Source organism: Staphylococcus parequorum, from assembly GCF_039237145.1.
Lineage (GTDB): Bacteria > Bacillota > Bacilli > Staphylococcales > Staphylococcaceae > Staphylococcus > Staphylococcus equorum_A.
Window position 1 is genome coordinate 1538558 of sequence record NZ_CP150682.1, and the last position, 21555, is coordinate 1560112.

18 protein-coding genes, 1 riboswitch and 1 other annotated feature are annotated in these 21555 nt (G+C 33.0%); all 18 genes read left to right on the forward strand.

Going from position 1 to position 21555, the window contains the following annotated elements:
* The first annotated feature begins 18 nt into the window (after positions 1–18).
* The 18 genes from AAA453_RS07445 (at position 19) to clpX (ending at position 21483) form a co-directional block, all read left to right on the forward strand.
* Positions 19–729: a response regulator transcription factor gene (locus AAA453_RS07445; protein ID WP_046465542.1), complete on the forward strand. Its 711-nt coding sequence runs from the start codon at positions 19–21 to the stop codon at positions 727–729.
* A complete protein-coding gene (pnpS, locus tag AAA453_RS07450) occupies positions 729–2423 on the forward strand; it encodes a two-component system histidine kinase PnpS (RefSeq protein WP_427704258.1) in 1695 nt (564 codons plus the stop codon). Before AAA453_RS07445 ends, pnpS begins: the two co-directional genes overlap by 1 nt.
* Before the next feature lie 179 nt (positions 2424–2602).
* Entirely contained in the window at positions 2603–5233 is a 2631-nt protein-coding gene (polA, locus tag AAA453_RS07455; RefSeq protein ID WP_069815400.1) for a DNA polymerase I, read from the forward strand.
* A gap of 15 nt (positions 5234–5248) precedes the next feature.
* Complete coding sequence (mutM, locus tag AAA453_RS07460) at positions 5249–6121, forward strand: bifunctional DNA-formamidopyrimidine glycosylase/DNA-(apurinic or apyrimidinic site) lyase (protein WP_285323346.1); 873 nt, start codon at positions 5249–5251, stop codon at positions 6119–6121.
* A gap of 15 nt (positions 6122–6136) precedes the next feature.
* Positions 6137–6760, forward strand: coding sequence for a dephospho-CoA kinase (coaE, locus tag AAA453_RS07465; RefSeq protein ID WP_046465538.1), 624 nt, complete (start codon positions 6137–6139; stop codon positions 6758–6760).
* A 289-nt stretch (positions 6761–7049) separates the two neighbouring features.
* A complete protein-coding gene (gap, locus tag AAA453_RS07470) occupies positions 7050–8075 on the forward strand; it encodes a type I glyceraldehyde-3-phosphate dehydrogenase (RefSeq protein ID WP_046465537.1) in 1026 nt (341 codons plus the stop codon).
* Between the two features lie 394 nt (positions 8076–8469).
* On the forward strand, positions 8470–8940 hold the full coding sequence (nrdR, locus tag AAA453_RS07475; RefSeq protein WP_285323343.1) for a transcriptional regulator NrdR: 471 nt from the start codon (positions 8470–8472) through the stop codon (positions 8938–8940).
* Complete coding sequence (locus AAA453_RS07480; RefSeq protein ID WP_427704260.1) at positions 8941–10347, forward strand: replication initiation and membrane attachment family protein; 1407 nt, start codon at positions 8941–8943, stop codon at positions 10345–10347.
* Positions 10348–11271 (forward strand): primosomal protein DnaI, encoded by a 924-nt coding sequence (dnaI, locus tag AAA453_RS07485; protein ID WP_046465535.1) that lies wholly within the window; start codon positions 10348–10350, stop codon positions 11269–11271.
* Between the two features lie 354 nt (positions 11272–11625).
* Positions 11626–13563: a threonine--tRNA ligase gene (gene thrS / locus AAA453_RS07490; protein WP_277575855.1), complete on the forward strand. Its 1938-nt coding sequence runs from the start codon at positions 11626–11628 to the stop codon at positions 13561–13563.
* A gap of 71 nt (positions 13564–13634) precedes the next feature.
* Positions 13635–13807, forward strand: a riboswitch (Lysine riboswitch).
* A 217-nt stretch (positions 13808–14024) separates the two neighbouring features.
* Positions 14025–15509: an amino acid permease gene (locus tag AAA453_RS07495; protein ID WP_046465533.1), complete on the forward strand. Its 1485-nt coding sequence runs from the start codon at positions 14025–14027 to the stop codon at positions 15507–15509.
* A gap of 61 nt (positions 15510–15570) precedes the next feature.
* Positions 15571–15699 (forward strand) — a sequence feature (ribosomal protein L20 leader region).
* A 22-nt stretch (positions 15700–15721) separates the two neighbouring features.
* Positions 15722–16249, forward strand: coding sequence for a translation initiation factor IF-3 (gene infC, locus AAA453_RS07500; protein ID WP_002507377.1), 528 nt, complete (start codon positions 15722–15724; stop codon positions 16247–16249).
* Positions 16250–16275: 26 nt separating this feature from the next.
* On the forward strand, positions 16276–16476 hold the full coding sequence (gene rpmI, locus AAA453_RS07505) for a 50S ribosomal protein L35 (RefSeq protein ID WP_002507378.1): 201 nt from the start codon (positions 16276–16278) through the stop codon (positions 16474–16476).
* A 50-nt stretch (positions 16477–16526) separates the two neighbouring features.
* Positions 16527–16883, forward strand: coding sequence for a 50S ribosomal protein L20 (rplT, locus tag AAA453_RS07510; RefSeq protein WP_002507379.1), 357 nt, complete (start codon positions 16527–16529; stop codon positions 16881–16883).
* A 119-nt stretch (positions 16884–17002) separates the two neighbouring features.
* Complete coding sequence (locus AAA453_RS07515) at positions 17003–17614, forward strand: NUDIX domain-containing protein (protein WP_046465532.1); 612 nt, start codon at positions 17003–17005, stop codon at positions 17612–17614.
* Positions 17615–17626: 12 nt separating this feature from the next.
* Complete coding sequence (locus AAA453_RS07520) at positions 17627–18550, forward strand: hypothetical protein (protein ID WP_427704262.1); 924 nt, start codon at positions 17627–17629, stop codon at positions 18548–18550.
* A 171-nt stretch (positions 18551–18721) separates the two neighbouring features.
* On the forward strand, positions 18722–20032 hold the full coding sequence (gene tig, locus AAA453_RS07525; RefSeq protein WP_046465530.1) for a trigger factor: 1311 nt from the start codon (positions 18722–18724) through the stop codon (positions 20030–20032).
* A gap of 188 nt (positions 20033–20220) precedes the next feature.
* A complete protein-coding gene (clpX, locus tag AAA453_RS07530) occupies positions 20221–21483 on the forward strand; it encodes an ATP-dependent Clp protease ATP-binding subunit ClpX (RefSeq protein WP_427704264.1) in 1263 nt (420 codons plus the stop codon).
* Positions 21484–21555 lie beyond the last annotated feature (72 nt).

A 21555-nucleotide genomic window follows, 5' to 3' on the forward strand; every position in this document is an offset into this window, starting at 1 on the left:
CAAATATGGAGGTATACTATGTCACAAAAAGTACTTGTAGTAGATGATGAGCAATCAATCGTAACCTTATTAAAATATAATTTAGAGCAAGCTGGATATATAGTGGATGTAGCTTATGATGGAGAAGAAGCACTGGAGAAGGTTAATGCTACAAACCCCGAATTAGTTGTGTTAGATGTCATGCTTCCCAAAAAGGATGGAATAGAAGTGTGTAAAACGATCCGTTCTGATAAAAATCTTGTACCCATCTTAATGCTGACAGCTAAAGATGATGAATTTGATCGTGTACTTGGACTAGAACTTGGCGCAGACGATTATATGACTAAACCATTTTCACCAAGAGAAGTCGTAGCAAGAGTCAAAGCTATTTTAAGAAGATCTGCCATGGTTACAGAAGCAGCTCAAATTGAAAATGATGAAGATGACATACTTATTGGTGCAATCAGAATTAGACCAGAATATTTTGAAGTGTATAGAGAAGATGAACTATTAGAATTAACACCAAAAGAATTTGAACTGTTATTATATCTTATCGAAAGACAGGGTAGAGTAATCACACGTGAACATATGTTAAATTCAGTTTGGAATTATGAATTTGCGGGTGACTCTAGAATTGTGGATGTACATATTAGTCATTTAAGAGATAAATTAGAAGAAAACCCAAAACAACCTAAACTTATCAAAACAGTACGAGGTTTAGGATATAAATTGGAGAGACCTAAGGTTTAATGCTGAAGTTTCATCACCGCCTCTTATTTTTATTATGTACCATCGTTATCATTAGTTTTATTATGCTAGGCGCAATCATAACACATGTTATTTATAACACGGTTACTACGGGTCAAGAAGGCGACCTAGAGCATCGTTCGGAGCATTTCGTTAGTTTGTACAACCATGATAAAATAGCTGAAATCAAAGATATTGCTGAAAGTGAGAAACTTACTGTAGTCATTGAAAAAGGTAACGATGTCTTGTTGTCCACAAAACAAGGTACTGAGTTAAATGAAGATATAAGAAATGAAGCTATTCCTTCGAAACTAATTTATGATAAAGTAGCCGATGATCGAAGATATACATTTAAAACTTCAATCAAAGATCAAGACGTTTTGATTAGTGGTGTAAATAATGAAATCTTAGAATTGCAAATTGAAATATGGAAATACACTGCTTTAATTGGTTTGATTGTTTTAGTGATTATTTTCTTTGTAGTTCGAAGTATCAATAGAACATATATTAGACCTATTAATGAAGTAACTTATGCCACGAACCTTTTAGCTGAAGGTTATTATCACGTGAGGGTACCTGAAAGTAACGTTAAAGAGACGAGAGAGTTGTTCGTTACTACAAATGAATTAGCTAGACGTTTACAACGTTTAAACCATAAGCAAAAACTACAATCCAATAGACTAAAAACAACTGTAGAAAGTATTCCAAGTTCCATATTAATGATTGATAAATATGGTGAAATTGTTGTAGCAAATAAAGCATATTATGAGTTGTTTACGCCTGAAGAAGCAGTAGAACATAAAAGTTATGTTGAGTTTATCGATGTTAAAATTCAAAAACTTATTGCTGATGCTTTTAAAGTAGAAAAACCTATTTATGATCAAGTGGAATTAACCATAGATCAAGTGCATCAAAAATATTTTGATACTGCTTGTGTGCCAATTTTGTCAAAAACAAAGAAAAATTTATATGGCATGGTTATTGTTATGCATGATATCACGAACCTTAAAAAGCTTGAAAATTTGCGTCGTGAATTTGTAGCGAATGTATCACATGAACTAAAAACACCTATTACTTCAATAAAAGGATTTGCTGAGACATTATTAGATGGGGCGAAAAATGATGAACAGGCATTAAATGACTTTTTACAAATCATTTCTAAAGAATCTGATCGCATAGAAACCTTAGTTTTTGATTTACTAGATTTATCTCATGTCGAACAACAATCTGAAATAGAAACAGAATATATCAGTTTGTCTGACATTGCTGAGTTAACGATAAAAAATATGCAGACGATTGCTGAAAGTAAAGATATAACCATTTTAAATGAAGTGACGCCTGATATTGTCATTGATGCAAATAAGGATAAAGTTTCACAAGTTGTTATCAATTTGTTATCAAATGCAATTAGTTATTCTAAGGAATCGGATGAAGTCATTGTACGTGTATATAAAGAAGGTAATAAACGTATACTAGAAGTAGAAGATTTTGGTATGGGGATCAGTGAAGAAGATCAAAAACATATTTTTGAACGCTTCTATAGAGTAGATAAAGCACGTAGTAGAGATTCAGGTGGTACGGGCTTAGGACTATCGATTACAAAACATATTATGGAAGCCCATAATGGTAGAATTAACGTCATTAGTAGTCCAAATGAAGGCTCGACGTTTAGAATTACATTTTTTGAAACAGAGTAAGTATACTTTAAATGAACAATTGTTGTATAATATCAAATTGATAGTCGATCTAATTAACTTAATGTTGTTAGGTCGACTTTTTATATTGCTATGAAAATCAGAAGATATGTCGTATCAATACGGATAGGGTCATAATTTATGATAAAATGGATAGTAAATATGTGTTGGAGGTTAAAACATTGAATAAATTAATCTTAGTTGATGGTAACAGTCTTAGCTTTAGAGCTTTTTACGCTTTGCCATTGTTACAAAATAAAGCAGGTATTCATACCAATGCCGTGTACGGTTTTGCAATGTTGCTTGAAAAAATTATAAAAGAAGAACAGCCTACACATTTCTTAGTTGCATTCGATGCTGGAAAGACAACGTTCAGACACTCACAATATAGTGAATATAAAGGTGGACGTCAAAAAACACCACCTGAATTAAGTGAACAATTTCCTTATATCAGACAATTATTAGATGCTTATCAAATTAAGCGCTATGAGTTAGACAATTATGAAGCGGATGATATTATCGGTACGCTGAGTAAACAAGCAAATGAAGAAAAATTCCAAACGATTATCGTAACTGGTGACCGAGATTTAACACAACTTGCTACAGATGACGTGACAATCTATTATACTAAAAAAGGTGTAACAGACGTTGATCATTACACGCCGGAATTTATAGCCGAAAAATATGATGGTTTGGTTCCAGAACAAATTATTGATATGAAAGGCTTAATGGGTGATGCTTCGGACAATATTCCAGGTGTTGCAGGTGTTGGCGAGAAAACAGCAATTAAATTATTGAAGCAATTTTCAAATGTTGAAAATGTCTATGAACACCTAGATGAAGTGTCAGGTAAGAAATTAAAAGAGAAACTTGAAAATAGTAAAGATGATGCTTTAATGAGTAAGGAACTTGCGACAATTAATTGTGAAAGTCCAATTGAAGTATCCTTAAACGAGACTAAGTTACAAGAAAATCCAGATACAAATGATAAAATTGAATTATTTAAAAAATTGGAGTTCAAACAATTGTTGGACCAAATAGATGTTGATGGTAGTAGCTCAAGTGTTGAAGAAATGGAAATCAATACAGTGAGTGATTTTGCACAGGTTGATTTTAACAACTTGGCTGCCGCAGCTATACATTTTGAGTTAGATGGTTCTAATTATTTAAAAGATGACATATTAAAATTTGCTTTATATGATGGCACACACCATGTTGTTATTGATGCACATAAGATGCATGATTATCCAGAACTTATTGCATGGTTAGAAGATAGTACTACAGAAAAGAATGTATATGATGCTAAAAAATCATATGTCGTCGCACATAGATTAGATATCGCGATTAAGCACATTGTGTTTGATGTGATGTTAGCAAGTTATATTATTGATCCATCCCGTACAATAGATGACGTCAATTCAGTTGTTACGAATTATGGTCAGTATTACGTACAACAAACCATCGCTATTTATGGTAAAGGCAAAAAAAGACAGTTGCCTGAAGATGAAGTTCTGAATCATCATGTAGCAACTATTATAGAAGCAATTAGTGCGACTAAACCTAAAATGGCAGAACAACTAGATGAATATAACCAAACAGATTTACTATATGATTTAGAGTTACCATTGGCACGCATTTTAAGTGAAATGGAAGAAACAGGTATTTATACAGTTGCTGATGATTTAAAAGAAATGGAAAAAGAGATTCAAAGTAAATTAGATGTGTTAATAAAAAATATACATGAAGCTGCAGGAGAGCCGTTTAATATCAATTCACCAAAACAGTTAGGTGTTGTATTATTTGAAACATTAGAGTTACCTGTAATTAAAAAAACGAAGACTGGTTATTCCACAGCAGTAGATGTGTTAGAACAATTACAAGGTGAACATCCAATTATTGAACATATCCTTGAATATAGACAACTTGCTAAATTACAATCTACGTATGTAGAAGGATTACAAAAAGTAATTGCTGAGGATAATCGTATTCATACACGTTTTAACCAAACGCTAGCACAAACTGGTAGATTGTCATCTATTGATCCTAACCTACAAAATATACCTGTTCGTTTAGAAGAGGGTAGAAAAATTAGAAAAGCGTTTAAATCTACAGATGAAAATAATGTCATATTTGCAGCCGATTACTCGCAAATTGAATTAAGGGTATTGGCGCACATCACGCAAGATGAAAGTATGAAACAAGCATTTATTAATGATGAAGACATTCACACAGCTACAGCTATGAAAGTATTCAATGTGCAACCAGATGAAGTTGATGGCACGATGCGTAGACAAGCGAAGGCAGTGAATTTCGGAATTGTTTATGGTATAAGTGATTATGGTCTAAGCCAAAGTTTAGGCATAACAAGAAAACAAGCCAAACAATTTATTGATGATTATTTAGATAGTTTCCCTGGTGTTAAACAATATATGGAAGATATTGTTAAAGACTGTAAAGCTCAGGGCTATGTTGAAACATTATTACATCGTCGTAGATATATACCTGATATCACAAGTAGAAACTTTAATTTAAGAGGTTTTGCAGAAAGAACCGCAATGAATACACCAATTCAAGGTACAGCTGCAGATATTATTAAATTAGCCATGGTTAATTTTGCAAATGAAGTTAAAGATACGGATTTCCATGCGCAACTTTTATTACAAGTGCATGATGAATTGATTTTTGAAGTACCTAAAGAAGAAGTAGAAGCATTTGAAAAATTTATTGAAAAGATTATGGACAATGCGATAGAGTTAGATGTACCATTAAAAGTTGAATCTAGCTATGGTCAAACATGGTACGATGCAAAATAGAAAGAGGGTATTATATTGCCTGAGTTACCAGAAGTAGAACATGTAAAAAGAGGTATTAAACCTTTTGTTAAAGGACAAACAATTGAATCAGTTACTTTTTCTGACAAAGTGCATGAAGGTAAAGCAAACAAACGTGAAACAATAATTAAAGGTTTAGAATTAGATACGTTTAGACGCTTTACTGAGCAATTTACAATAAATGATATAGATAGACGAAGTAAGTATATCGTTTTCTATTTAGAGAAAGACGGTGAAGAAAGAATACTCATTAGCCATCTGGGTATGGCTGGTGGTTTCTTTGTAGTCGATAAAATAGAAGATATTAGTGTTCCAAATTATCGTAAACATTGGCATGTTATATTTAAATTAAATAATGATAAGTTGCTTGTCTATTCTGATATTCGCCGCTTCGGTGAAATTAGAAATGTGCCATCATTTGAAGCGTATCCATCATTTTTAGAAATCGCTCCAGAACCATTTGATGAAGAAGCAATGCCACATTACTTATCATGGTTTAATAAAAAACTTTACCAGAACAAGCCAATTAAACAAATGATTTTAGATCATCGGGTCATTTCGGGCTGTGGTAACATTTATGCGTGTGAAGCGCTTTTTAGAGCAGGTATCCATCCAGCGCGTCTATCAAAAGAGTTAAATAATCAAGAACGAGAAATATTATTTTATTATGTTCGAGATGTATTAGAAGCGGGTATAAAATATGGTGGAACGAGCATATCTGATTATCGTCATGCAGACGGTAGTACAGGTACGATGCAATTACATCTTAATGTTTATAAACAAAAGATATGTAAAGTGTGTGGAAGTGATATTGAAACTCAAGTTATTGCAACGAGAAATAGTCATTTCTGCGCTACATGTCAAAAATAAAGGAAGAGTGATATTATGCCAAAAGTTATAGGACTAACAGGTGGTATCGCATCAGGTAAATCTAGTGTTTCGGAATTATTAACCGTACATGGTTTTAAAGTCGTAGATGCAGATGTTGCATCACGCCAAGCAGTAGAAAAAGGTACTAAAGGACTAGAACAAGTTAAAGAAGCATTTGGAGAAGAAGCAATAGATGAAGATGGCAATATGAATAGATCATATGTAGGAGATGTCATATTTAATCATCCAGAGAAAAGATTGGAATTAAATGAAATTGTTCATCCTATTGTTAGAGATATCATGGAACAAGAAAAAGAAGCTTATCTTGAGCAAGGCTATAACGTAATTATGGATATTCCGTTATTATTTGAAAATGACTTACAAGATACTGTGGATGAAGTTTGGTTAGTATACACTTCTGAAAGTATACAAATTGATAGATTGATGGAACGTAATGATTTATCAATGGAAGATGCGAAAGCACGCGTTTATAGCCAAATTTCAATTGATAAAAAACGTAGAATGGCGGATCGTGAAATTGATAACCGTGATACGAAATTAGAATTGAAACAGAACTTAGAACAATTGCTCGTAGAGGAAGGTTATATTCACAACAATACTGAAGAAGAGGCGCAATAAATCATGAGTCTTTAAATGATGATTTTCGTAAGCTTGATTTAATATACATTAGTATGGTTTAATAAGTATATTCTGAAGTACTACTCAACTTATAATTTAAGTTTGAGTGGTACTTTTTCAATATGAAGTTAAATTATTTGGATAAACTTATTATGAAAAGGGCTCTTTAAGTTCATAGGTATGCGGAATTTAAATTTTTTTAAATTTATTTTAGAAAACGCTTTCTTGTACTTTTATTTATGTTATACTATTTCCATAAAGTATAACACAAAAACAAGGGGTGCTTTGAATGACGACAAATATTGCAATTAATGGAATGGGTAGAATAGGAAGAATGGTATTAAGAATCGCTTTGAAAAATAAGGATTTAAATGTAGTAGCAATTAATGCGAGCTACCCTCCTGAAACGATTGCCCACCTAATTAATTATGATACAACTCATGGTGCTTATGATTTAAAAGTAGAGCCTATAGAAAATGGCGTCAAAGTTGATAATCATGAGATTAAGCTTGTAGCGGAAAGAAATCCTGAGCACTTACCTTGGGAAACGCTGAACATCGATATCGTTATTGAAGCTACTGGAAAATTCAATCATGGAGATAAAGCTGTTGCACATATTAATGCAGGCGCTAAAAAAGTATTGCTTACTGGCCCATCTAAAGGTGGAGAAGTCCAAATGATTGTCAAAGGTGTTAATAATGAGCAATTAAACATTGAAGAGTATGACATATTTAGCAATGCTTCATGTACTACAAACTGTATTGGTCCAGTTGCAAAAGTATTAAATGACCAATTTGGTATACAAAACGGTTTAATGACAACGGTTCATGCCATTACGAATGATCAAAATAATATAGATAATCCGCATAAAGATTTAAGACGTGCGCGTTCTTGCAATGAAAGTATTATTCCAACTTCAACAGGTGCTGCAAAAGCACTAACAGAAGTTCTACCTGAATTAGATGGTAAATTGCACGGTATGGCATTAAGAGTACCGACGAAGAATGTTTCATTAGTGGATTTAGTCGTTGATTTAGACACGAATGTAACGGCTGAACAAGTCAATCAAGCATTTAAAGATAATGACTTAGACGGTGTGATTGCAACTGAAGATGCACCTTTAGTATCTATGGACTTTAATACAAACCCACATTCAGCAATTATTGATACACAAAGTACAATGATTATGGGTGATAATAAAGTTAAAGTAATCGCGTGGTATGATAATGAATGGGGTTATTCAAATAGAGTAGTAGATGTAGCTGAACAAATAGGTCAATTACTCAAAAATGATGTTGGTGCTGTCACAAATTAAAGTACACATTTATAACAGTTAATAATAATCTATTTGATTAAATTTTAAGAAACTACCATGTTTAGACTATACGACATTATAATAGAAAGTATTATGTATACTCCTTTTGAAGTGATGCACATTGATAGTGCCTACTTTGAAAGGAGTTTTCATTTTGTCGTTTAAACCTATATAATAGATGATTGTAGAAATAGACAATGATGAATTTACTGAGCATGTTAAACTTACTGTCAGGGAGACGTGATAAGTATTTTAATTTCTAACAATATTTGGGATGTTAGTGATAAAAATTACATAATGCATTAAGTATTTTACATGTATCATAGTGATTCTTTTGTGACATACATATTTATAGTATAATGATAAGTAATCAAAACGAGAGGGTGATAATTCGATGAAATGCCCGAAATGTAATTCGACTCATTCTCGTGTTGTAGACTCTAGACATGCAGATGAAGTTAATGCGATTCGACGTAGAAGAGAATGTGAAAAGTGTAGTACGAGATTCACAACTTTTGAACATATAGAAAAAAGACCACTTATTGTGGTGAAAAAAGATGGTACGCGGGAACAATTTTCACGTGAAAAGATTTTAAATGGATTGGTACGCTCATGTGAAAAAAGACCAGTACGTTATCAACAATTAGAAGATATTACGAATAACGTTGAATGGAAGTTACGTGATGACGGACATGCAGAAATTTCTTCAAGAGAAATTGGAGAACATGTGATGAATTTGCTTATGCACGTAGATCAAGTATCATATGTTAGATTTGCATCTGTATATAAAGAATTTAAGGATGTAGATCAACTATTACAATCTATGCAAGGTATTTTAGCTGGAAATAAACGGAGTGATTCTTAAATGGGGTTACAATCATATGATTATGGTTTGAGACCACATGATAATTTTACTGTTGTGCGAAATTTCTATTTGAACAGTAAGCATCTAGAAATTTTAAATAGATTGTTCACACCAATGATTGGTGCAAATGCAATTGGTTTATATCATTATTTGAATCAGTTTGTAGAATATGAAGCGGATTCTGTATTGACGCACTATATAATTATGAGTGAGTTAAAGATTAATTTATTAGAATTTAGAAAAGATATGGACTTATTAGAGGGTATTGGTTTAGTTAAAACATTAGTGAATCATGATGCACAGCATTCGTCTTTTGTTTATCAGCTTGTTCAACCACCCTCAGCAAAACAATTTTTCAGTGATCCAATGTTATCAGTGTATTTGTTTAGTGAAGTAAGCAAACAACGTTATCAACAATTGAAACGCCATTTTGAACATAAAAAGCAAATTGACTTTAGTAAATATCAAGATGTGACACGCAATTTCACTGATGTGTTTAAGGTGCCTAATAAGTCCTTAGATAACGATACAAATGAAATCCAAAGTGAAACTGCATATGAAGGTTTAAACTTGTCACAAGTGCACTTTGATTTTGAAACACTATATGATTTATTACAAAATCACTTTATTAGCACAAAAATTATAGATAAAGAAGCAAAAGCTTTAATCACACAAATCGCGACCTTATATGGTTTAACGCCTGAGCCGATGAAGCGCATCATTTTAAAATCTATAACAAGCGCACAAGAACTTTCGTTTGAAGAATTAAGAAAACATGCAAGAACTTATTATTTGATGGAGCATGAACAACAAATGCCATCTTTAAATATAAAAACTAACAATTATGCAGATAACACAACCCAAGTTGATCAAACGCAGAATGATAACCAAACTCAAAACCAAACACAAAATGAGGATAACTCTGCTACATGGTTAAAACAGTTAGAAGAAACAAGTCCAATAGATATGTTAGCATCTTGGTCAGAATCTGAACCGACAACACAACAAAAATATATGATTGAAGAGTTAGTAGAACGTGAACAATTGTCATTCGGTGTCATTAATATACTGTTACAATTTGTGATGTTGAAAGAAGATATGAAGCTACCTAAGACTTATATTTTTGAAATAGCATCCAATTGGAAGAAAAAAGGTATCAAAACAGCGGAACAAGCATATCAATACGCGATAAAAGTGAATCAACCTAAGACTGAAAACAAGTCATCTAAACCTTATTATAAACAAAAACAACTGGCATCGAGAGAGATGACGCCTAAATGGTTAGAAGAGCGAGATAACAAAGCAGAAACTGACACTTCAAATAATAATGAAGATGATGAAAAATTGAAGAATGATAGAGAACAGTTTTTAAATCAACTTAAAGATAGATGGAAGGAGGACAAATAAATGAAACCTTTTAATCAAATTATGGGCGATTCTAACGATTTATCAAAAAAAATTGCCAAAATAAAAAAAGATGTCGTCAATGATCCAGACGTTAAACAGTTTCTAGAGTCACATAAAGCTGAATTGACGAATGCAATGATAGATGAAGATTTGAATATTTTACAAGAATATAAAGATCAAGAAAAGCGTTATGATGGTCATAAATTAAAAGACTGTCCCAATTTTGTTACAGGTCATATTCCTGAATTATATATCGAACATAATCATATAAAAATTCGCTACTTACCTTGTCCTTGTAAAATTAAACATGATGAAGAACGGTTTAATAAACATTTAATTACGTCGCACCATATGCAACGTGACACACTAGATGCAAAACTTGAAGATATATATATGGATAGAAGAGATAGATTAGATGTCGCAATGGCTGCTAACCAAATTTGTGAAAAAATAACAAATAAAGAGACCCAAATTAAAGGTTTATATTTACATGGTCCATTTGGTACTGGTAAATCATTTATCCTTGGCGCAATTGCAAATCAATTAAAAACTGAAAAGATACCATCTACAATTGTTTATTTACCAGAATTTATTCGTTCGCTTAAAGGCGGGTTTAAAGATGGTACTTTTGAAACAAAACTCTCTAGAGTGAGAGAAGCAAATATATTAATGTTAGATGATATAGGCGCTGAAGACATCACACCATGGGCACGAGATGAAGTGATTGGACCATTGCTACATTATCGTATGGTTCAAGAGTTACCTACATTTTTCAGTTCTAATTTAAGTTTTGAAGAATTAGAATATCACCTCTCTGTTACACGAGACGGTACAGAAAAAACAAAGTCCGCAAGAATAATGGAAAGAATCAAAACATTATCAACACCTTATTTCTTAGAAGGAAAAAATTACAGGAACGATTGAAATCTAAAATAAATGTTGTATAATAAACTTAAATCTAAATCATAAAAAATGAAATGAAGACGAGATGAATAAACCACTACTTCACAGAGAACCAGTAAAAGATGAGATGCTGGTAAGTAAGTTTATTCGTTACTACTTTATAAAATGATGTTGTAATGAACATCCGGCTCAAGACCGTTATCTTACGTAGAGTAAAGTTATGTATATCAAATACATCATAACTTTAATTTAGGGTGGTACCGCGAAGACCTCGTCCCTTTTTAGGGATGGGGTCTTTTTGTTTTTTTGAGTCTAATTCAGTATAAACGTCATTTCATTTTGATTTAAGTGCTTGAATAAATAGGAGGGTTTTTTATGGAGCAAATAAATATTAAATTTCCAGATGGCAATTCAAAAGTGTTTGATAAAGGTACAACTACAGAAGATATTGCACATTCTATAAGTCCAGGATTAAGAAAAAAAGCTGTAGCTGGTAAATTAAATGGACAACTCATAGATTTAACTAGATCAATTGACGAAGATGGATCAATTGAAATCGTTACACCTGGTTCTGATGAAGCGCTAGAAGTGTTACGTCATTCTACTGCACATCTTATGGCTCAAGCTTTAAAACGTCTATATGGTAATGTTCATTTTGGCGTTGGTCCGGTAATTGATGGTGGGTTTTATTATGACTTTGATATGGAAGAAAGTATTTCATCAGATGATTTTGAAAAAATAGAAAAAACAATGAAGCAAATTGTTAATGAAAACTATCCAATAGAACGTAAAGTCGTTTCGAGAGATGAAGCTAAAACATTTTTCTCAGACGACCCGTATAAGCAAGAATTAATTGATGCTATTCCAGAAGATGAAAATGTGACGCTATATTCACAAGGAGAGTTCACTGATTTATGTCGTGGTGTTCATGTGCCATCTACTTCTAAAATAAAAGAATTTAAATTATTATCAACAGCTGGTGCATATTGGCGTGGAAACAGTGATAATAAAATGTTACAACGTATATACGGCACAGCATTTTTCGATAAAAAAGAACTGAAAGCGCATTTGAAAATGTTGGAAGAACGAAAAGAACGTGATCACCGTAAAATTGGTAAAGATTTAGAACTGTTCGCTAACAATCCTTTAGTAGGTGCAGGTTTGCCACTTTGGTTGCCTAATGGTGCTACAATACGTCGTGAAATTGAACGTTATATTGTAGATAAAGAAGTAAGTATGGGTTATGACCATGTTTATACTCCAGTGATGGCTAACGTTGATTTGTATAAAACATCAGGCCATTGGGATCATTATCAAGAAGACATGTTCCCAACAATGAAATTAGATGAACACGAAGAAATGGTCTTAAGACCAATGAACTGTCCACACCATATGATGATTTATGCAAATAAACCACATTCATATCGTGAATTGCCTATTAGAATTGCTGAATTAGGTACTATGCACCGTTATGAAGCGAGTGGCGCGGTTTCTGGTTTACAACGTGTCCGCGGAATGACATTAAATGATGCGCATATTTTTGTACGTCCGGACCAAATTAAAGAAGAATTCAAACGTGTTGTAAATTTAATTGTTGATGTATACAAGGATTTCAACTTTGAGAATTATAAATTCCGTGTAAGTTACAGAGATCCCGAAGATAAAGAAAAATACTTCGATGACGATGACATGTGGAACAAAGCAGAAAGTATGTTGAAAGAAGCGGTAGATGAACTTGGCTTAGATTATGAAGAAGCAGTAGGTGAAGCAGCATTCTATGGTCCGAAACTTGACGTACAGGTTCAAACTGCTATGGGTAAAGAAGAAACATTATCTACTGCCCAATTAGACTTCTTATTACCAGAAAAATTTGATTTAACTTATATTGGTAATGATGGGGAACAGCATAGACCAGTAGTCATTCACCGTGGTGTAGTATCTACTATGGAGCGTTTCGTTGCATTCTTGACTGAAGAAACAAAAGGCGCATTCCCTGCTTGGTTAGCGCCAAAACAAGTAGAAATCATACCTGTTAATGTTGATTTACATTATGATTATGCTAGACACATTCAAGACGAGCTTAAATCTCAAGGTGTTAGAGTTGAAATTGATGACCGTAATGAAAAAATGGGTTATAAAATCAGAGAAGCGCAAATGCAAAAAATCCCTTATCAACTTGTTGTAGGGGACAAAGAAGTAGAAAATAATGAAGTGAATGTACGTAAATATGGTTCCCAAGATCAAGAAACATTAGAAAAAGAAGAATTCATTTGGAATTTACTTGATGAGATTAGATTGAAAAAACAAAGATAGTCTTGAAACTCTTGGTGAAATCATGTATATTACAGAATAGTGAAGTAAGTTCACATTCATATAAAAATTAAATTTGAGTTAGAGGTTGCATATTCAATTAGTAATTATTCAGAAGCCGAATGGGGCATATGTTGAATAATAGAAAGGTGAAGATGCCGAAACCTGTATTGTCCATTAACTATACAGGTTGGGCCAGTTATCGAAAGAAACTGGACTGTCACATACGTGATGTGCTACCTATATAAATGCTATTATTAAAATGGTTGCATATCTAATAGGTATGCAACCATTTTATTTTTAGTCGAATGATTATCATAAATACGTTAACGGGAAAGAGCGAAATTTATAATTGTTGTGTAATTTATATACCTAATTACAATGAAGTACTGCTCAAACTATAAATAGTATGAATCTTAATCATATAGTAAGTTAACCTCTATATTTAAGGAAGGGAAGCGTCTATGGCAAAACAAGTGAATCAAAATGATGGAGTGCAAAGGGGTCTGAAAGATCGCCATATATCCATGATTGCAATTGGAGGTTGTATTGGGACTGGTTTATTTATGACTTCTGGTGGTGCAATCCATGATGCAGGTGGTTTAGGAGCGCTTTTAGCCTTTGCAATCATTGGGGCGATGGTATTCTTCCTTATGACTTCTCTAGGAGAAATGGCAACATATTTACCTGTGTCAGGCTCATTTAGTACATATGCTACACGTTTTGTTGATCCATCTCTAGGATTCGCATTAGGTTGGAACTATTGGTTTAACTGGGTAATTACAGTTGCAGCCGATGTAACGATTGCAGCACAAGTAATACAGTATTGGACACCAATGTCAGGTATTCCAGCTTGGAGTTGGAGCTGTCTATTCTTAATTATCATATTTGGACTGAATGCATTGTCCGTTAGAGTATTTGGCGAAAGTGAATATTGGTTTGCTTTAATTAAAGTAGTTACCGTAATTATCTTTATTGCTATCGGTTTATTAACAATAGTCGGTATCATGGGTGGCGAGTTTGTTGGTTTTGACACGTTTACTCAAGGTAATGGTCCTATTTTAGGTGATGGTTTTGGAGGAAGTATCTTAGCAATTTTAGGTGTGTTCTTAGTAGCAGGCTTTTCATTCCAAGGTACTGAACTCATTGGTATTACAGCAGGAGAGTCTGAAAATCCAGAGCGCGCAGTTCCTAAAGCAATTAAACAAGTATTCTGGAGAATATTAATATTCTATATTCTTGCAATTTTTGTAATCGGTATGTTGATACCATATGATAGCCCATCACTTATGGGTGGCGGAGATGATATTTCAACTTCACCATTTACGCTTGTATTCCAAAATGCAGGACTAGCATTTGCTGCCTCATTCATGAATGCTGTTATATTGACTTCAGTATTATCAGCCGGTAACTCAGGCATGTACGCTTCAACACGTATGCTATATTCAATGAGTAAAGATAAGCTTGCATATCCTATATTTGGTAAAACAAATAGAAGTGGTGTGCCATACGTATCATTACTTGCTACAGCAGTAGTCGTAGTAATTATCTTTGTACTACAACATTTGAGCGGTGACGCTTATGAGTATATCGTTGCTGCAAGTGGTCTGACTGGTTTTATTGCATGGGTTGGTATTGCAGTCAGTCATTACAGATTTAGAAAAGCTTTTGATAAACAAAACTATGATAAATCGAAATTAAAATATAAAGCTAAATTATTCCCATTTGGGCCTATTTTTGCAGGTGTCTTGTGTGTACTTGTAATTATTGGACAAGATGTTGATTTCATCCAATCAGGAGAATTTGATCTTAACAGATTTGTTATCACATATATGGGTATTCCGGTATTCTTAGCATTCTTCATTTATCATAAACTACGTTATAAAACAAAAATTGTACCATTAGAACAAGTGGATTTAAGACAAAATGTTAAAATGGACGATAAATAATAAGAAAAGCTATTGACTTGCTAATGAATTGTTGCTAAGATAGGTAATGTTGAATACGAAACGAACCAAGTAGAAGCTCCCGCTTCTCACCTGTTGCGACACTGATAGTAGTTGGCAGGTCTATATATACACGACATTGTTGTGTGTAAAGAAGAGCGGGTATATTATATACCCGCTCTTTTTCTTGGGATAATTTCGTAAAAATCTTGGAGGTGTCAACCATAGCAAAAGATCAGACTCAAGTTAACGAGAAGATTCGTGCAAAAGAATTACGTTTAATCGGACATGACGGAGAACAGATTGGTATTAAATCTAAAGCAGAAGCTTTAGAAATGGCAGAGCGCGTAGAACTCGATGTAGTTATTATGTCGCCTAATGCTAAACCACCTGTTGCGAAAATCATGGATTATGGTAAGTACAAATTCGAACAACAGAAAAAAGAAAAAGAAATGAAGAAGAAACAAAAAGTTATTAACCTTAAAGAAATCCGTTTAAGTCCTACAATTGAGGAACATGATTTCCAAACTAAATTGAAGAACGGACGTAAATTCTTAGAAAAAGGCGACAAATGTAAAGTTTCAATTCGTTTCAGAGGGCGTGCTATTACGCATAAAGAAATAGGTCAACGCGTATTAGAGAAATTTGCAGAAGAATGTAAAGATATCGCTACGATTGGGCAAAGACCTAAAATGGATGGACGCCAAATGTTCATTATGCTTAACCCACTCAACGAAAAATAAAAAGATACTACAGGAGGAATTGAATCATGCCTAAAATGAAAACACACCGTGGAGCAGCAAAACGTGTTAAAAGAACTGGTTCAGGTAAATTAAAACGTTCTAGAGCTTTCACATCACATATGTTTGCAAACAAAACAACTAAACAAAAACGTAAATTACGTAAAGCTTCATTAGTGAGCAAATCAGATATGAAACGCGTTAAACAATTATTAGCTTATAAAAAATAAGTAACGACAGATAAAATAAAGATTGAAGATATTTTGAGGAGGAATTTATTATGCCACGTGTTAAAGGTGGAACGGTAACAAGAGCTCGTCGTAAAAAGACGATTAAATTAGCTAAAGGTTACTTTGGTTCAAAAAGAACTTTATATAAAGTAGCAAAACAACAAGTAATGAAATCAGGACAGTACGCATTCCGCGACCGTCGTCAAAGAAAACGTGATTTCCGTAGATTATGGATTACACGTATTAACGGAGCTGCACGTCAACATGACATGAGCTATTCAAGATTAATGAACGGTTTGAAAAAAGCTGGAATCGATGTTAACCGTAAAATGCTTTCTGAAATTGCTATTTCAGACGAAAAAGCTTTCGGTGAATTAGTTGCTAAAGCTAAAGACGCTTTAAAATAATTCTCAAATAAAGAGATGTACAAATTCGTACATCTCTTTATTTTTGTATCGATTAACATTTTGATAAATAACTATCATTTGATAAAATGGCTAAGAAGTCATATATGAAGGAGAAACTTATGTCTAAATTTGATGAAATGATTACAGTAGTACCGAGAACAATTTTATTTAATAGTGAAAAGAATCAATTCAACGGTTTTCTTGATAAAAATTCTGAAAAGGGTCAAGACATCTTTGACGCACTTTCAAAGTATGAAATTAAGCGTCGTGGAGATATGGAGGAAGATCCGACATATAAACAATTGGTATCTTATTGTATTTTAGAAAATGAGAATGATGAAATTTTAGTGTATGAGCGATTAGCAGGTGGTGGAGAATCACGTTTGCACGGTCAATCTTCAATCGGTGTTGGTGGACACATGAACGATGTTAAAGGTGCTGAATCTATCAATGAAGTCTTGCGTATTAATGCACAAAGAGAACTTGAAGAAGAAGTAGGTCTGTCAGATAGTAAATCACAAAATTTAGCATACATAGGTTTTATTAATGATGATACTAATGAAGTTGGCGAAGTTCATTTAGGCGTAGTGTTTAAAATTAAAGTGAATAGTAATGAGGTTGAAGCTAAAGAAACAGATACATTAAAAATAAAATGGGTGAATCAAAGTAAAATAGATAACTATGATGACTTTGAAACATGGAGTACATTAATATTACAGTCAATACAATAGAGGTGCATAAAAATGTCTGATATCATTCCATTTCCACGTTCAAAAGATAAGTTAATAAGAGAAATCAAACAATCTTTTAACAATAATGAATTAGATCAAATGTATGAACTGTTTGAAGATTTTGAAAAGCAATTTGAATTAGATGAGCAAATGTCTCTATTGAAATGTGCCATGCTATATAAGATGGGGCATTATCTTGAGTTGCGTGAAGAAGCTATCATATTACTAAAACAAGGCATTACTAAGTATGATAATCTTATGGTTTATTACGTGAAAAGTTTAAACGGATTAGGACAATATTTTGAAGTCGTTGATGTCATTAATCAAATTATTGATGAAGTCAATGATCATAAAACAAGAATGGAACTATTTCCATTAAAAGAATATGCCCTAAGTCAAATTGATAAACATAATGCGCATGCAGCAGAAATGCTTCGTGATTTTGAGTCGTTGTCACTACGTGAACAAATTAGTACAATCTTAACTTTAATAGATCATAATCAGTATCGATATCAAGAAACTGTGGTAAATATTATTAATGAAATTGAACTTGCACCGAATGTTGTGAGTATAATGCTTGAATATTTACGTTTTGCCGGATACAATCAAAACATTCGTGTTCAGAAATTTGATTATACAGTTGAAGTAAATCCAAATCATCTATCTGGTCTTGAACAAACACTGTTTAAGATTAAAATTATTCCAGAAGTTATTAAGCAAATAGAAGATGATGCAGCACAAATTGTAGAGGAAGCACTTCACCTGATGAACAATCATGCTATTTTACTTTATCCATTAGATATAGAAAGCATAGCATCTGAAGATGAATGGATTGAAGCTTACACAAACTATTTCAAATCAATGTTAGGCTTAGAAAGTTTAGACACAACAAATACTATTGTTAACTTAATTACTTCAATTGATATGCATGAATAATTAATTTTTAAATTTTTGGGTAATTAATAATAGTAGTAAAATAATAATTAAATTAATTTCAATTATTCATTCAATATGTTTTGTAAACTCAGTGTTTGTGTAGAGCATTGACGTATGATATAATAATGAAGTTGAAAAAATAAAATAGGATATTCATGGAGGTTTTTATACATGACAGCAACTTGGGAAAAAAAGGAAGGTAACGAAGGCGTTTTAACCGTTACAGTTCCAGCAGAAAAAGTAGACAAAGCAATTGATCAAGCTTTCAAAAAAGTAGTTAAACAAATAAATGTGCCAGGTTTCCGTAAAGGGAAAGTACCTCGCCAAATTTTTGAACAACGCTTTGGCGTAGAAGCACTATATCAAGATGCCGTTGATATCTTATTACCAGAAGCTTATGGTGAAGCTATTGACGAAACTGGAATTAAACCAGTCGATCAACCAGAAATCAATGTAACTACAATGGAAAAAGGTAGCGATATGACATTCGAAGCGAGTGTAGTAGTTGAACCTGAAATTGAGTTAGGAGACTATAAAGGTCTTGAAATTGAAAAACAAAATGTTGAATTAACTGAAGAAGAATTACAAGAATCAATTGACCACCAATTAGGCCACTTAGCTGAAATGGTAGTTAAAGAAGATGGCGCTGTTGAAGACGGCGACACAGTTAACATCGACTTTGATGGTTACGTTGATGGCGAACAATTTGAAGGTGGACAAGCTGAAGGCTATGACCTTGAAATTGGTTCAGGTTCATTTATTCCAGGATTCGAAGAACAATTAGTTGGTGTTAAAATTGGAGAAGAAAAAGACGTTACTGTAACTTTCCCAGAAGAATACCATGCTGAAGAATTAGCTGGAAAAGAAGCTACTTTCAAAGCTAAAGTAAATGAAATTAAATATAAAGACGTTCCAGAATTAACAGATGAGATTGCGAATGAATTAGACGCTGAAGCAAACACTGTTGATGAATACAAAGAAAACTTACGTAAAAAACTAACTGAGCAAAAAGAAACTGACGCTGAGAATAATCAAAAAGAAGAAGCAATTAGCAAAGCATCAAATAATGCTTCAGTTGAAATTCCAGACGCTATGATTAACACTGAGTTAGATCGTATGGTTCAAGAATTTGGACAACGTATGCAACAACAGGGTCTTAATTTAGAAACATATTACCAAATTTCTGGTCAAGATGAGTCGCAATTAAGAGAACAAATGAAAGATGATGCAGAAGAACGTGTTAAAACAAACTTAACATTAACTGCTATTGCTGATGCTGAAGAAATTGAAGTAACTGAGGCTGATATCGATAAAGAATTAGAAAAAATGAGCGGACAATTTAATATGTCAGTAGAAGATATTAAACAAACGCTTGGTAATACTGATATCGTTAAAAATGATGTTCGTATCCAAAATGTTATCGATTTATTAGTTAAAGAAGCAAAATTAGTAGAACCATCTAAAGATGACTCTGAAGCGTAACTAAATATAAAAAGAGCAAATTATTTTGTGAATTATATGTTGGTCGTTTAATATAGTAAACTAGTAGCAGATGCATTCAAATAATGTATCTGCTACACTATTTTTAAAGCAAATAACTTGTGAAAGTTGTAAGTTGCATATTAAAATGCTATTTAGTATAGTCTTTAGGGAATAGGGGTGTAAATAGAATGTTCAAATTCAACGAAGATGAAGAAAATTTAAAATGTTCTTTCTGTGGCAAAGACCAAGATCAAGTTAAAAAGCTAGTTGCAGGAAGTGGCGTTTATATTTGTAATGAGTGTATTGAGTTATGTTCAGAAATTGTAGAAGAAGAATTAGCTCAATCGGAACCTGAAGGGTTAACTGAATTACCGACACCAAAAGAAATTATGAACCAATTGAATGATTATGTAATCGGTCAAGAAAAAGCTAAGAAATCATTAGCTGTAGCTGTTTACAATCATTATAAACGTGTACAGAATTTAGGACCAAATGAAGATGAAGTTGAATTACAAAAAAGTAATATCGCTTTAATTGGACCTACTGGTAGTGGTAAAACACTTTTAGCACAAACATTAGCTAGAACATTAGATGTACCTTTTGCAATTGCTGATGCTACAAGTTTAACTGAAGCTGGTTACGTAGGTGACGATGTTGAAAACATCTTACTACGCTTAATGCAAGCAGCTGATTTTGATATTGATAAAGCTGAAAAGGGTATTATTTATGTCGATGAAATTGACAAAATAGCTAGAAAATCAGAAAATACATCAATTACACGTGATGTATCTGGTGAAGGTGTACAACAAGCATTGCTTAAAATCTTAGAAGGCACAACTGCAAGCGTGCCACCTCAAGGCGGTCGTAAGCATCCTAACCAAGAGTTAATTCAAATTGACACAACAAACATTTTATTTGTTCTTGGTGGTGCCTTTGATGGTATAGATGAAGTAATTAAACGTAGATTAGGTGAGAAAGTAATCGGATTTGCAAGTAGTGAAGCTTCAAAATATGATGAAGATGCAATACTTGAACAAATCAGACCTGAAGATTTACAATCATATGGTTTGATTCCAGAATTTATCGGTCGTGTACCTATTGTTGCTAATTTAGAAACATTAAATGTAGATGCACTGAAAAATATTCTAACTCAGCCTAAAAATGCTTTAGTGAAACAATATACTAAAATGTTAGAACTTGACGATGTAGAATTGGTATTTACTGATGAAGCATTATCTGCAATCAGTGATAAAGCAATTGAACGTAAGACAGGCGCACGTGGCCTTCGTTCAATTATAGAAGAAGCTTTAATTGATATTATGTATGACGTGCCTTCTTCTGAAGGTGTTGTAAAAGTCGTGATTACAGAAGAAACAATTAATGATGAAAAAGATCCTGAACTATACGATAAAGAAGGTAACCTTGTAAACAAGGAACAAACTTCTGCTTAAATTAGGTGAATCAAATGAGGCTGGGACATATCACATGTCTCATCCTCATTTTTTATATTGGCAGTGGCTGAC

Coding starts and splice junctions, on each gene's coding strand:
- AAA453_RS07445 (WP_046465542.1), top strand. CDS start 19: ATGTCACAAAAAGTACTTGTAGTAGATGATGAGCAATCAATCGTAACC.
- pnpS (WP_427704258.1), top strand. CDS start 729: ATGCTGAAGTTTCATCACCGCCTCTTATTTTTATTATGTACCATCGTT.
- coaE (WP_046465538.1), top strand. CDS start 6,137: ATGCCAAAAGTTATAGGACTAACAGGTGGTATCGCATCAGGTAAATCT.
- gap (WP_046465537.1), top strand. CDS start 7,050: ATGACGACAAATATTGCAATTAATGGAATGGGTAGAATAGGAAGAATG.
- nrdR (WP_285323343.1), top strand. CDS start 8,470: ATGAAATGCCCGAAATGTAATTCGACTCATTCTCGTGTTGTAGACTCT.
- AAA453_RS07480 (WP_427704260.1), top strand. CDS start 8,941: ATGGGGTTACAATCATATGATTATGGTTTGAGACCACATGATAATTTT.
- dnaI (WP_046465535.1), top strand. CDS start 10,348: ATGAAACCTTTTAATCAAATTATGGGCGATTCTAACGATTTATCAAAA.
- thrS (WP_277575855.1), top strand. CDS start 11,626: ATGGAGCAAATAAATATTAAATTTCCAGATGGCAATTCAAAAGTGTTT.
- AAA453_RS07495 (WP_046465533.1), top strand. CDS start 14,025: ATGGCAAAACAAGTGAATCAAAATGATGGAGTGCAAAGGGGTCTGAAA.
- rpmI (WP_002507378.1), top strand. CDS start 16,276: ATGCCTAAAATGAAAACACACCGTGGAGCAGCAAAACGTGTTAAAAGA.
- rplT (WP_002507379.1), top strand. CDS start 16,527: ATGCCACGTGTTAAAGGTGGAACGGTAACAAGAGCTCGTCGTAAAAAG.
- AAA453_RS07515 (WP_046465532.1), top strand. CDS start 17,003: ATGTCTAAATTTGATGAAATGATTACAGTAGTACCGAGAACAATTTTA.
- AAA453_RS07520 (WP_427704262.1), top strand. CDS start 17,627: ATGTCTGATATCATTCCATTTCCACGTTCAAAAGATAAGTTAATAAGA.
- tig (WP_046465530.1), top strand. CDS start 18,722: ATGACAGCAACTTGGGAAAAAAAGGAAGGTAACGAAGGCGTTTTAACC.
- clpX (WP_427704264.1), top strand. CDS start 20,221: ATGTTCAAATTCAACGAAGATGAAGAAAATTTAAAATGTTCTTTCTGT.